This window comes from Staphylococcus sp. GDY8P94P (assembly GCF_017892255.1).
Classification (GTDB): domain Bacteria; phylum Bacillota; class Bacilli; order Staphylococcales; family Staphylococcaceae; genus Staphylococcus; species Staphylococcus cohnii.
The window spans coordinates 488,613-502,654 of the sequence record NZ_JAESKU010000008.1 but is presented as its reverse complement, the minus strand read 5'-3'; the positions used below and the strand labels follow the sequence as shown (position 1 = coordinate 502,654).

Annotated in this window: 14 protein-coding genes; 11 read left to right on the top strand and 3 right to left on the bottom strand. The window is 32.9% G+C overall.

Annotated features, from left to right (window positions below; genetic code table 11):
• Positions 1–76: 76 nt before the first annotated feature.
• Entirely contained in the window at positions 77–637 is a 561-nt protein-coding gene (locus KA926_RS06760; protein WP_210143949.1) for a TetR family transcriptional regulator, read from the top strand.
• Between the two features lie 26 nt (positions 638–663).
• Complete coding sequence (locus KA926_RS06755; RefSeq protein WP_040030332.1) at positions 664–1,005, top strand: DoxX family protein; 342 nt, start codon at positions 664–666, stop codon at positions 1,003–1,005.
• A 74-nt stretch (positions 1,006–1,079) separates the two neighbouring features.
• Here KA926_RS06755 and KA926_RS06750 read toward each other — a convergent pair whose 3' ends face one another.
• Positions 1,080–1,532, bottom strand: a complete 453-nt coding sequence (locus KA926_RS06750) for a hypothetical protein (RefSeq protein WP_107385012.1) — start codon at positions 1,530–1,532, stop codon at positions 1,080–1,082.
• A 2-nt stretch (positions 1,533–1,534) separates the two neighbouring features.
• On the bottom strand, positions 1,535–2,341 hold the full coding sequence (locus KA926_RS06745; RefSeq protein WP_210143948.1) for a DUF3100 domain-containing protein: 807 nt from the start codon (positions 2,339–2,341) through the stop codon (positions 1,535–1,537).
• Between the two features lie 177 nt (positions 2,342–2,518).
• On the opposite strand from KA926_RS06745, the gene KA926_RS06740 reads away from it, so the two are divergent.
• Positions 2,519–3,688 (top strand): YbfB/YjiJ family MFS transporter, encoded by a 1,170-nt coding sequence (locus KA926_RS06740; protein WP_210143947.1) that lies wholly within the window; start codon positions 2,519–2,521, stop codon positions 3,686–3,688.
• A gap of 269 nt (positions 3,689–3,957) precedes the next feature.
• Entirely contained in the window at positions 3,958–4,935 is a 978-nt protein-coding gene (locus KA926_RS06735; RefSeq protein ID WP_210143946.1) for a tRNA dihydrouridine synthase, read from the top strand.
• 56 nt (positions 4,936–4,991) lie between these two features.
• Here KA926_RS06735 and KA926_RS06730 read toward each other — a convergent pair whose 3' ends face one another.
• A complete protein-coding gene (locus KA926_RS06730) occupies positions 4,992–6,182 on the bottom strand; it encodes an MFS transporter (protein ID WP_210143945.1) in 1,191 nt (396 codons plus the stop codon).
• Between the two features lie 365 nt (positions 6,183–6,547).
• Here KA926_RS06730 and KA926_RS06725 point away from each other — a divergent pair, with 365 nt between their 5' ends.
• From KA926_RS06725 to KA926_RS06695, 7 genes are all read left to right on the top strand, one after another.
• Positions 6,548–7,660 carry a M23 family metallopeptidase gene (locus tag KA926_RS06725; protein ID WP_210143943.1) on the top strand — a complete coding sequence of 371 codons (1,113 nt, stop codon included), beginning with the start codon at positions 6,548–6,550 and terminating at the stop codon, positions 7,658–7,660.
• Positions 7,661–7,832: 172 nt separating this feature from the next.
• On the top strand, positions 7,833–8,588 hold the full coding sequence (locus tag KA926_RS06720; RefSeq protein ID WP_210143941.1) for a glycerophosphoryl diester phosphodiesterase: 756 nt from the start codon (positions 7,833–7,835) through the stop codon (positions 8,586–8,588).
• Between the two features lie 288 nt (positions 8,589–8,876).
• A complete protein-coding gene (arr, locus tag KA926_RS06715; protein WP_210143939.1) occupies positions 8,877–9,305 on the top strand; it encodes an NAD(+)--rifampin ADP-ribosyltransferase in 429 nt (142 codons plus the stop codon).
• Positions 9,306–9,486: 181 nt separating this feature from the next.
• Positions 9,487–10,434 carry an SLAC1 family transporter gene (locus tag KA926_RS06710; protein WP_210143937.1) on the top strand — a complete coding sequence of 316 codons (948 nt, stop codon included), beginning with the start codon at positions 9,487–9,489 and terminating at the stop codon, positions 10,432–10,434.
• Between the two features lie 18 nt (positions 10,435–10,452).
• The gene (locus KA926_RS06705) at positions 10,453–11,637 is read left to right on the top strand and encodes a MalY/PatB family protein (protein ID WP_210143935.1); all 1,185 of its coding nucleotides are present in this window, start codon (positions 10,453–10,455) and stop codon (positions 11,635–11,637) included.
• Between the two features lie 47 nt (positions 11,638–11,684).
• Positions 11,685–12,137, top strand: a complete 453-nt coding sequence (locus KA926_RS06700; protein ID WP_210143933.1) for a MarR family winged helix-turn-helix transcriptional regulator — start codon at positions 11,685–11,687, stop codon at positions 12,135–12,137.
• A gap of 208 nt (positions 12,138–12,345) precedes the next feature.
• Entirely contained in the window at positions 12,346–13,989 is a 1,644-nt protein-coding gene (locus tag KA926_RS06695) for an alpha-keto acid decarboxylase family protein (protein WP_210143931.1), read from the top strand.
• The last annotated feature ends 53 nt before the right edge of the window (positions 13,990–14,042 follow it).

The window sequence follows — 14,042 nt, the reverse complement described above, 5'->3', positions numbered from 1 at the left end:
TAAGTACCAACAAATTGTAGAAAATGTTGAAAATTCAACATTTAGTATTTAATGTTGGGGAAAATGAGGGAGTCGAATGGTACAATCAAAATCAGACTTGCGCGTCATTAAAACAAGAAAATCTATTATGCAAGCGTTTATCCAATTGTCTAGTGATAAAGATTTTAAAAGTATAACTGTGAAAGATATTACACAAGAGGCACTTATTAATAGAGCTACGTTCTATTATCATTTTAGTGATATCTATGATTTGTTAGAAAAAGCGCTTGCTGAAGAACTATTAATTAATTTAAATTATGAATTTTTTAAAGATAATCCATTGAATGAAAGAACAATTGTCGATATCTTTAAAGTAGTGGCAGAGTTTCAATTTTCTTTAAATAGAAGATGTCATAGAAGTTATCCAGAGACGATAGATTATATTGTTCAAGAACATATTGCAAATGTATTGTATAAATTGTTGGCTGATATTGATTTTGAAGATGATAGCACGCGACAATTGGCTGCAAACATGATAAGTGCAAGTATCTATAAAGCAGCTGAAACATGGTATCAAAAAAATAATGAAATGTTACCTGAAGATTATATTAAACGCATCACGCCTTATATGGTTTCTGGTTTGGTAGCGCGTGACTAAGATAAAAATGAAAAGGGGTCGTTAAAATGAGTATTATTATCATTATATTACAAATCATTTTGGGAATATTTTTTATCATGACAGGGTCTAAAATTTTATCTGGTGCAATGAAACAAGATTTTGCGCGTCTTGGCTACCCACCTATTTTTAATCAAATTACAGGAATTTTTGAATTTGTAGGTGGCCTAGGCATGTTGATAGGTGTGTTGTATAGCGTGATTGCATTATTATCAAGTATATTATTAGGTGCAACGATGTTTGTTGGTGCAATCTCATTGATTTTCTTAGGCAAGGACCCAATTAAAAAAGCAATTCCAGCTATTGTACTCTTTTTATTGAACTTTATAGTATTCATTTATTATATTTAAAATAATGATTAATTTTAATATCCCCATATAACGACAGGTTGAGTTGTTTGTATGGGGATATTATTATGTGTAAATTATGCTAAACCTTGAATCCTTAAAACAATTTCTGCTACAAGGGCAGAACCTACGTATGTACTGAGTAATATTACGATACCGACGACAATTGTTTTCCAACCTAACTTAGCAAAATCGGCCCAGGAATTGCCTATAGAAACGCCTGCATATGCAACAACTGGTGTAGCTAATGACAACAGGTCTACTTTTTCAGTCCATTCAACAATGTGTGATGATCCAGGTATGCCAGGTATTGTAATGATGAGCCCGATTATACCAATATAAGCAATACTAGGTATGTTGAGAGGAACAATATCACGTAAGATTAAACCTATTAATGCAATACCCATTAACGTAAGGATGCCAGGTAAAGCTACTATGGGCATTACACTATAACCAATCCAATTACTAAAGAGTGAAATAATGCCTACTACACATAATGTGAGTATCCAGTTTGTAACTTTCGAATTCATGATCATTGCTCCTTATCTTTTGTGAATTTTGATTTGATATGCATAATAAAGCTGTAGTATTTTCGAGTTAATGGCAGAGCAATTAATATCCCCACATAAAGTCCTGTGACAGATGTAAGTAAATTACTCACACCAGAAAATGCTGTGATTGTACTAGCTTGGTCAGGGTACATTTCAACTAAGGGACCTAGTGCAGCAGCAGTCATAACACCACTTCCTACGCCTGTCGCCATTGCAAATGCTAATGGGCTAAATGGTAAAATAGAGATTAGAATGCCGGAGAAAACACTAAAAAATATTGCCCCAAATATTGTTCCGAATATATACATCGACATGACGCCTCGCCATTCAGGAGAAGTGATACCATATTTTTCAGTGATAAGTGCTAAGTTAGGCTCTCTTCCTATTGAATGTGTCATGCCTATAGATTCTCTGCGTAAACCTAAAAGTATAGCCAGCGGTAATGAAATAATAATAGTAGCTAAATTACCGGCTTCTTGAAGTATTAAAGCGGGTCCAGCAGCAATGATTTTAGGAAGTGCAGGTCCAGCCTCTACCCCGAATTTTGCTATGAGTAATGCTACAGAAATAAAGACCATTGGTTCAGAGTTCTTAGCTTGTCTTTTACTGATAATAGGTGTGAAATATACGCCCAAACCGAGTAATACTGCATAAACTACTGGTAATAAAAGGATTGATGTTATGCCTAATGGTATTTTATGTGCGCCGATTACTTCAGAAATGATCATAATGATTAAAACAATGCCATGTAATCTCCAATCTTTCCAAAGAATGTTTTGTTGTTTCATAACAATCCTCCTAACAAAAAGTCTGAAAATTCAAAATAATAATAAAGCCTATTTTATACTTACTAATTCAAAATTAAAAGGGGGTTAAAGATAATATTATTAATTATTAATAAAAGGGATATGTAAAAATCATAAAAAGTGTATAATGTAATTGATTTGTTGAAAGGTGTGTAAAGTATGAGACGAGCGTATAAGCAACTTGTTTTAGGTATGTTGTGTTTGTTTATTGTTATGGCAATTGGACGTTTTGCATATACCCTCATTATGCCTTTTATGCAGCTTAATAGCGGTATGGATAATCCAAGTGCTGGTATGTTAGCTACATATAACTACTTAGGATATCTTATTGGAGCGATGATTCCAATTTGGATTATTGTATTTAATAAGGTAGTGGATCTTAAAATATATTTAATTATCAATATAATTTCAACACTATTCATGGGTGTTTTTGATAGTTATATCTCATGGGCAATTTTTAGATTTGTTGCTGGTGTTTCTAGTGGTACTGTTTTTGTATTGGCATCGAATGTTGCGTTAGAAGCATTAAAAATGGTTCGAAAAGAACGTATTTCTGGTTTGCTATATAGTGGTGTAGGGTTAGGCATTTTTACAAGTAGTATCTTTATTTTTTTATTCACTTCAGTGAATACATGGAAATCGACTTGGATTTTGCTAGGTATTTTTTCATTAATCATGGCGATTTTTATTATATTTGGTATGCGTGAAAATGATGTTGCTGAATACGAAAGTCATAAAACAAACGAAAATCAAGCTGATGTATCTAATAAATTGAAGAAAAAATTTATTTGGGGCTTTTCCATTGCGTATTTTTGTGAAGGAGCCGGATATATTATTACGGGCACTTTTTTAGTGGCTATTGTTAAATCAATACCCTCGTTGTCAGATTATGCGGCATTAAGTTGGATGTTTGTTGGATTAGGTGCAATACCATCAACTATTCTTTGGTCTATGTTGGCCGATGTTTTAGGTCATGGTAAGGCAACGTATTTAGCCTTTATTTTACAAATAATAAGTGTTGTTTTACCGATATTATCAGAAAGTATGTTGAGTTTAATATTAAGTTCATTATTATTTGGTTCAACTTTTTTAGGGCTTACTACATTATTTATGTCCAAAGCACAAGCTTTAATGTATCAGAATAATAGTAGATTGAACTTAGTTGCGATATTGACTGTCATATACAGTTTGGGTCAAATGATTGCACCTGCATTATCTGGGTTATTAATTGGAAACGAAGGGAACTTCAATGCAGCATTGATTTTTGCTGCTGTTATTTTATGTGTAGGTTTATTTAGTAGTATGTATAGTTATCGGACTAAGAATTAAATGAAATTTGTCTTATAACTTTGATATTTTTGCTAAAAGTATGAAGAAACAATATTTCCACGTGTATAACTTGAACTGCTTTCTGAGTCATTCAAGCGTACAATAAAATTTTTAGTGATTGTGTGACGTTTCAATTATTTAAGTAATAAGTCTTAGTTTGGCGTTGCTTTTTGGAGTGTTTAAATCTTTTTGTATAAGTCTTATTTTTGTGGTAATATCGTCATGAATAAAAATTCGAGATAATAATAGATAAGAAGGTTAAAAAATATATGAAAGAAAATTTTTGGCGTGAATTACCGCGTCCATTTTTTGTTTTGGCGCCTATGGAAGACGTAACAGATGTAGTCTTTCGTCATGTGGTCAGTGAAGCGGGAAGACCTGATGTCTTTTTCACTGAGTTTACAAATACGGAAAGCTTTTGTCACCCTGAAGGTCTACACAGTGTACGTGGCCGTTTAACGTTTACAGAAGACGAACAACCCATCGTTGCACACATTTGGGGAGATAAACCTGAACATTTTCGTGAAATGAGTATTGGTATGGCAGAGATGGGTTTTAAAGGTATTGATTTGAATATGGGTTGTCCAGTTGCGAATGTTGCAACAAAAGGTAAGGGTTCAGGTTTAATACTACGCCCTGAAACAGCAGCTGAAATTATTCAAGCGTCTAAAGCAGGAGGACTACCTGTAAGTGTTAAAACGCGGTTAGGTTACTCTGAAATTGATGAGTGGAGAGAATGGTTAAAACATGTTTTCAAACAGGATATTGCGAATCTATCCATCCACCTTCGTACACGTAGAGAGATGAGTAAGGTAGACGCACACTGGGAATTAATTGGTGAAATAAAACAACTGCGTGATGAAATTGCACCAGACACATTATTAACGATAAATGGTGACATTCCAGATAGAAAAACAGGACTTGAACTGGCAGAAAAGTATGGTATTGATGGCATTATGATTGGTCGAGGAATTTTCCATAATCCTTATGCCTTTGAAAAAGAACCAAGAGAACATACGAGTGCAGAACTTTTAGACTTGTTAAGACTTCATCTTGATTTGTTCGACAAATATTCACAAGAAGAAACACGCTTATTTAAACCGTTGCGCAGATTCTTTAAAATATATGTGCGTGGTATCAGAGGTGCAAGTGAGTTAAGACATCAACTGATGAGCACAAATACCACTGACGAAGCACGTGAATTACTAGATGAATTTGAATCTAATATGGAAACAACAATACAATAGTAAAAGTTTGAATATATAAATAGGCTTGAAAATCTTAAAATTTTAGATTTTCAAGCCTATTTTTGCTTAATGGTAAGCGAAATAACGAATGCAATAATCATAAAACTAGTAATCATTAAAACGACACCTGGCCATTGAATATAGTTATAAAACACACCGGCTAAAGTACCCCCTACAGAAGACCCCATATAATAAAACAATAAGTAGAGGCTAGAAGCCTGTGCTTTATGATCTTCCGCACGACTGGTAACTACTGCACTTGCGATTGCATGACCACTAAAAAAAGCATAAACACTAAAGGCTAAGCCAATAATTTTGAATGTTAGCGGTGGTAATAAAGTGATGTTAATACCAAAAATTAACAATAAAACACTAAATTTCAAAGCATTTAAAGTACCTAATTTAGTACGTAATTTTGCATTTAGTATTGAGGAAATCATACCTATTAAAAACAATAAATATATAAAACTAATGATACTATCATGTAAATTGTATGGCTTTTCTGATAACACGAAACCAATATAGTTAAAGGCAGCTATGTTACAACCAAGTAGCAGAAAGCCAATCATAAAAGGTTTGAGTAATCGAATATTTGTTAGATGTTTATAATAGCTAATTAATAATGCTTTGACAGAAAAACGCTGCTTTTCAAAATGTTTAGATGAGGGTAATAAAAATGTAAATAAAATGGCAGCAATGACACTGATCATACCTATGCAAATTAGACCTGTTTGGTATCCATAAATACTTGAAATAAAGCCGGTGAATATTCTTCCAAATGCACCACCAAAAGCGTTTCCACTAATATAAATGCCCATCGCTTCAGGTAGATTGTGCGAAGAAATTTCTTCACCAATATATGCCATTGCGATTGAAGGTAAGCCAGCTAAACATATGCCTTGTATCAATCGCACAATTAAAAAGGTATTGAAATCTGTTAAAAATGGTTGGATTAAGGCGAGTAAGGATACAGAAAGAACGGAAAAAATCATTATAGGTTTACGGCCTAACACTTCAGATATGGCTCCGAAAAATAGCATGGCAAAGGCAAGTGTTAAAGTTGCTGATGATAAAGCTAAACTTGCCTTTGTTTCGCTCACATTAAAAGATTTTGTGAAATGAGGGATTAATGGTTGAACACTATAAAGTATTGAAAATATGGTGAATCCAGAAATAAAAAGAGCCACGATGACTTTAATATATGTCTTTGATCCTTTTACTGCATAATTATTATGAACTTCATACATGTTGAATCCCTCACTTTTAATTAATAGTTCTATGTTAGCACGTAATATAGCATACCAAAAAGACACTGTTTTTAATTTTTTATAAAGTAACTTGTAATATTTAAGAAAAAATGGATATGAAATTAGGAGGTTAAGTGTAAAAAGTTAACTGTTATAGTCGATTTACAACAACTGTAATATAGATGTATAGTGTTCAATTAAAAGTAATGAAAACGCTATCTGCTTATCTAGAAGGAATTTTCAAAAAATTTACGTTACATCACAAACAAATTACTAACAAATTAAAAAACAGTTTCTGCTATTCTCTTTATACAGTTTCTCTGATACTATTATGTATGTAAAAAATTTGGGAGGACTTATTAATTATGAAAAAAATGGTTACAGCAACAATTGCTACGTTATCTTTAGGTGCAATTGGTGTCGCACAAGGAGAAGCACACGCTTCAGAAAACAATCAATCAAATACACAATATACAAGCAATCACGCGAGTAGTGATATTTTTAACTATGGTTATATCGATCAAGATGATAATGGGAACTATCATCACGCATTAGATGGAAACTGGGATCAATCTATGTTTGATCAACAACAATATTATTTCTATTTAATAGATAATGAAGGGAATTATCATTACTATTATTTCCCAATGAATAATCAAAGTGCTAACACTTCAAACGTTGATAATGTAAATGCTTCAGATGATAATAACTACACTGATGACCAAAGTCATGAAGAAATACAATCAGAGGGTTATGACATCAACCAACCATCAGAAAACAATGATGTTGATAATAGTGCAACAACGAACCAAAGCACTGAATCTGAACAAACAACACAAAGTAATTCTAATAACGTAAATAATACAGCAAATAATGCACAAAATAATGTAGAAAATAATACACAAAATAACGCATCAACAAATAACAATTATGAAACGAGTTACACACAAAATAATGGTACTAATGATGTACAACAAAATGCTACATCAAGTAATGATTCAACACCACAACAACAAGCTGCACCACAACAAAACAATACACAATCAGAAGCAGCATCAAACAGTAGTAGTAATAATAGTACGCATTCATCCAATTGGTTAACTAAAAACCGTCAATTACAACCTTATGGTAGCTACCATGGCGGTGGCGCACACTATGGCGTTGACTATGCTATGGATGAAAATACACCTGTTTATTCACTAGCAGATGGTACTGTAATTCAAAGTGGTTGGAGTAATTATGGTGGTGGTAACCAAGTTACAATCCAAGAGAAAAACAGTGATAACTATCAATGGTATATGCATATGAATTCTTTAAATGTTAAATCTGGCCAAGAAGTTAAAGAAGGACAACAAATTGGTTTATCAGGAAGCACAGGAAATTCTACTGCACCTCATCTACATTTCCAACGTATGTCAGGTGGCGTGGGTAACGGATATTCTGTTGATCCAACTTCATATGTAAATTCAAAATCATAATATACGACACATATTGGTCGCCTTTGAAATCCTTTAAGGATGTAGAAGGCGACTTTTTGTTTGATTTTCGACTGTAAACTATGATTTTTTGTCGATAATAACTTAGATAATTTGAATTATGGTTCATGACATATCATAATTACACTAAAATCACATTGAAAGGGAAGATGATATGTTTACAGTTTATGCTCATAGAGGATTATCAAGTAAAGCTCCCGAAAATACGTTGGCAGCATTTGAAGCAGCAGCCAATGTGACTGGATTAAAATGGATTGAGCTTGATGTTGCAATTACAAAAGATGAACAGCTGGTCATTATTCATGACGATTTTTTAGATCGAACAACAGATATGATAGGTGAAATTACACAATTAAATTATGATGCAATCAAAGATGTATCTGCTGGTAATTGGTTTAATGCAAAATATGCAGCAGAAAAATTACCGACTTTTGATGATGTGATTGCTTTTGCTAATAAATATAAAATGAATTTAAATATAGAATTAAAGGGTGTAACTGGTGGAAATGGCAGTGCTTTATCAGAAAGTATGGTTAAACAAGTTGCAGAAAAATTAAAAGCATTAAATTCAAGCTCGGACGTTTTATTATCTAGTTTTAATATTGTTTTATTGAAATTATCACAGCAATTAATGCCACAATATAAGCGAGCAGTTCTTTTTAAAGCAGCAGCTTTTACAGGTGATTGGAGAACACTTTTAGATTATTGTGGATCAACGATTGTCAATATAGAAGATGCAAAACTGAGTCAAGCACGCGTGCGTTCAATTAAAAATGCAGGTTATGAGTTAAATGTATGGACTGTAAATAGTAAAATGAGGGCGAATCAATTGTCAAATTGGGGCGTAGATGGCGTCTTTACAGATAAAGCAGATGAGTTAGTCCATTTAAATAGTGGGTTTAATGCTTAGTAAGTTAATATCATTATCGTATATAAAACGGGGCTATCTAAACGAATTGAAGTTTAGTAGCCCGCTTTTATTTAGATATAGAAAAAGGAGAAGTTTTTTAAAATACCGCTATGTTATTCATTGTCTTTTATAATTAGCAATTGTTCAAAAATGATATAAAGTTATAAAAATTTAAAATGTCCTTTGCTTAAATTATACTATGAGAATTTCAGATATTATAGTCTATATTTTCCAATAGATATTGCATATAATAATTTAACAACTTAATGATTATGAGGGGGCTACACGATGAACGGTACAAAAGCGCAGTTTGGGCAAAATTTATATTTACATGGGACGAAAGCTGAATTGGAGATTGGTGATTTATTATGTCCTTTGTATAAATCTAATTATCAGGACCGAATTATGAATCATATATATTTCACTGGTACATTAGAAGCAGCAAAATGGGGAGCTGAACTTGCAGTTGCTTTGTCTAAAGATATAGCAGAAGAGCATATTTATGTTGTTGAACCATTAGGAGTGTTCGAAGACGATCCGAATGTCACAGATAAAAAATTTCCTGGCAATCCAACGCTTTCTTATCGCTCTAGTGAACCACTGAAAATTGTCGCGGAATTAAGCGCATGGGAAAGACATTCGGATGACGAAATTAATCAAATGCTCAAAGGCATAATGGAATTGCGAGACAAAGGACTAGACGTTATTGAAGATTAATATACTGATATAAATGAGGCATTCAACTATGTGTACCAATTGAATCAATGTACAGATAAAGGCATAGTAAATTAAGTCAAATGAAAAAACGGTTATGAAATAATAATCTTATTTTACACATAAATAGTATGGACATAGTATAGTAATCATATAACTATATAATATAAAAGGATTAAAAATTATGTTTTATAAATTGATAAAAGTATTACCAACAGCTATTTGTGGATTAGCATTAGGGATCGCGTCGCTTAGTAATTTGCTGTTTAATATGACTTGGCATGGCTTAGCGGTGTTATTTTTTATATTGAGTTGTATCATTTTATTGTTATTTATACAAAAATGCATATTATATCCCAATACAGTACGGAATGAATTGAGCGATCGTAATATCTGTGCTACTTTCCCAACTTTTCCAATGGCTCTAATGACAATCATCTACATCATAAAGCATCACTTAAACGTCAATCTAGGTATACTAATATGGTTATGGTGGATAACGATTATCATCCAATTCATCATTATCGCAGGTTTCGTTTACTATCATCTAATATTACATAACAAAGGTACTGTTTTGCCGAATACGAGTTGGTTTGTCACATTTGTAGGAATAGGTGTAATATCTGAAACTGCAAAAGAATTTAATCCAGTTTTAGGTGAATTCACGGTATATATAGCAACTTTTTGCTTTATAATATTAATAGCGATTATTTTAATCAAAAAAACTTGGCGCTTATATAACGAAAACCAATTTCCAATGGCAGTCATCATAGCGGCTCCAGCAGCACTTTGTTTTAATGGCTATTTAATTAGTGCAAAATTTGATGACTTCATATTGACGATATTTGGATTTATCATATCCCAATTACTTTTTGTAGTTTCATTAACGTTTATTCCTAAGTTAATGGCTATCAATTTTAAATTTTCATTTGCTGCTTTAACGTTTCCATGGGTAACAACAGCAACTGCTTATTTTAACTTTATGTATCATATGCGTTTTCCGAGCCCAATACAAACCTTATTACAATTCATGTTGATATGTGAAATTATTTTTGTGTCATTGGCCGTGGTATATGTCATTTTGGGTTATATTGTTTTTTTGAGAAAAAGAATCAACAGTAAAGTGATTTAAGATAAAGGAGTGATTGTAATGACTTATAATTTTAATGAAGTTGTTAATAGAAAGCAGACGAGATCAGTTAAATGGGATACGATGGAGGATGTGTATCATATTGATGATGCTTCAGACATACTGCCAATGTGGATTGCAGATATGGATTTTAAGGCACCTCAACCAGTGATTGATGCATTAAAAAATAGTGTCGATCACGGTGTGTTTGGCTATTCTTATTTAGATGAACACTGTAAAAATGCAATTCAATCTTGGTTTAACAAACGTCATGAGTGGCATATTGGGAAAGATTGGATTCTTACGCATTCTGGCGTAGTTCCTGCGATAGCGTCAATTATTGAGACATTTACGGCTCCAAAAGACAGTGTTTTAATCACGCCTCCAGTTTACCCACCTTTTTCCAATTTACCTTCAGGTATGAATCGACAATTAATTACGTGTGCTTTGATAGAAGATGATAGAAATTACTCAATTAACTTTGAAGACTTTGAAGAAAAGTTGAAGCAAGGCGTAAAAATGTTTATCTTATGCAACCCACATAATCCAGGTGGGATTGTTTGGTCTGAAGACACTTTTAAAAAAGTGATTGAACTTTGTGTTAAATATGACGTGTTAATATTATCAGATGAAATCCACGCCGATTTGGTATTTCCAGGTTATCAACATATTCCTCTTGATAAATTAGCGTCTGATAAAGAAGCACAAAAAATCATTACATGCACTGCACCTACAAAAACATTTAATCTAGCAGGTATTCATGCTGCTCTGATTATTTCGCCTGATAAAGATGTTAGACAAGCATTAGAGGCTAATTTTACGGCACATGGTTTAGGTATTAACCGCATTAGTCCATTTGGAGCAGCTGCACTAGAATCTGCTTACAACCATGGAGAAGATTGGCTTAATGAGCTCATAAATATTGTTTCTTCAAATATGGATTATGTTATTTCAGAAATTACCAAAGCTATACCACAAATAAAGATTAAAAAGCCTCAAGCAACCTATTTGTTATGGATTGATTATAGAGAAACTGGCTTGACTGAAGAAGAAATAATGACAAAATTACTAGAAAAAGGTAAAGTCGCGCTTGAACCTGGGACAAAGTATGGTGAAGAAGGCAGAGGTTTTTTAAGAATGAATGTGGCTTGTGCACCCCAAACTGCTAAAGACGGCGTTGAACGTTTTATTAAAGCGTTGAAATAAATTTACCACCCAAAATTTTAAGACATATTTAAAAAGGATTGTGACTTATGGAAATAAAAAATAATGACTATGAAAATTTGCTATTTTACTTTGCATATAAAACATTTATTACTACAGCGGATGAAATCATTAAAGATTATGGTTTGAATCGCCAACACCATAGATTTTTATTTTTTATTGAAAAAGTCCCTGGTATCTCGATTAAAGATTTATTGAAAAATCTAGAAATTTCAAAACAAGGTAGCCATGCAACTTTAAAAAAACTAAGAGATGAGGCATTCATTGTAGAAAAACAAGCGCCAGAGGACAAGCGTATTAAAACATTGTATCCAACAGAAAAAGGCCGGAACTTAGTTCGTAAATTAAATAAAGCGCAAAATGATATGTTTAAAGAAATTCAAGAAAAAGTAGGCAATGATTGGTATGCAATTATGGAAGAATTTGCTTCGTATAGAGAAGGGTTTCAATCAGTAAAATATTTGAAAGGTGACCGAGAATAATTTTTTAAGTATTTTTGTCAATAGTGTAGCGAAGTTACATCTGCTGAATACAATTATTTATATCAGAGGTTTGTTTTCTAGATTTTAGAAAGCAAGTCTCTTTATTTTGTTTGGAGGCGTAAATAAGTCAACAAACTTGACCTAATTTATTTAACAAGTTATATTTAATGTGTAATGAAAATGAAACACATTAAAGGAGAAATGATGTATGCAAAAAAGAGTAGGACAATATTTGATGGATGCAATTCGCTCAGTTGGTGTTGATAAAGTATTTGGCGTGCCTGGTGATTTTAATCTTACATTTTTAGATGATATTATCAATCGAGATGATATGGAATGGATTGGTAACACAAATGAACTTAACGCTAGTTATGCAGCAGACGGTTATGCCAGAATCAAAGGCATTAGTGCAATGGTAACAACATTTGGTGTGGGAGAGCTAAGTGCGGTTAACGGTATAGCAGGTGCATATGCGGAACGTGTACCAGTCATAGCAATCACAGGAGCACCAACTCGTGAAGTTGAACGTGCTGGTAAATATGTTCACCATTCATTAGGTGAAGGCACATTTGATGATTATCGTAAAATGTATAAACCTATCACAACAGCACAAGGATATATTACTCCAGAAAATGCACAAACTGAAATTCCAAGATTAATCAATGCAGCAATTAATGAAAAACGTCCCGTGCATATACACTTACCTATCGATGTAGCTGCTGTAAATATTGAAGTACAAACACCGTATCAATATACGGCGCCAGTCAAACAAGATGTTGACAGTTATATAGACATAATAGAAAACAAATTGAAAAATGCGAAACAGCCTTTAATTATTACTGGTCATGAAATCAATAGTTTTGGGCTGCATGACAAACTAGAACAATTTGTTAACCAAACGCATATACCAGTTGCTCAATTGTCCTTAGGTAAAGGGGCTTTCAATGAAGGAAATCAATATTATATGGGTATTTATGATGGAAAAATCGCAGATGAAGAAATTAAAGATTATGTAGATCATAGTGATGTAATTTTGAATATCGGTGCAAAACTTACGGATTCTGCTACGGCTGGATTTTCTTATAAATTCAATTTAGAAAATGTAATCATGATTAATCATCATCATTTCAAAGTTGATGAATTACGCGATGAAGAAGTAAGACTTGCAGATTTACTAGATAGTTTATTAGAAATTGATTATACGGCTGACGTAAGCTATCCGCGTTATCAAGTAACCAACGAAACGGTTGAATTAAGTGATGAGCCATTAAAACAGTCAACATATTTCAAATTAATGCAACAATTTATTCAACCCAAGGACGTTATACTTGCTGAACAAGGAACATCATTCTTTGGTGCTTATGACTTACTTTTCTCCAAAAATAATACATTTATAGGACAACCATTATGGGGTTCAATCGGTTATACTTTACCTGCGACGTTAGGAACACAAATTGCAGACAAACAACGTAGAAATGTGCTGTTGATTGGTGATGGTTCACTACAGTTAACTGTTCAAGCATTATCAACAATCATACGTGAGGATTTAAAACCAGTTATTTTTGTAATAAATAACGATGGTTATACAGTAGAACGTAAAATTCATGGTGAAAGCGCACCATACAACGATATCAAAATGTGGGACTACAAGCAGTTACCGTTCGTGTTTGGTATGAAAGATACGGAAGTTAAGATACATGATGTTACAACAAGTAATGCGTTAGCAACAGCATTAAATGAAATCAATCAAACTCCTAACATGATGCATTTTGTTGAAGTGCATATGGATGTACATGATGCACCAGAAAAATTAGATGCGATAGGCAAAGCTTTTGCACAACAAAACGGGTGATAATTGGAAATTTTTTAAAAACAGCACATATTTGTTTACAATTGAATTGTGAA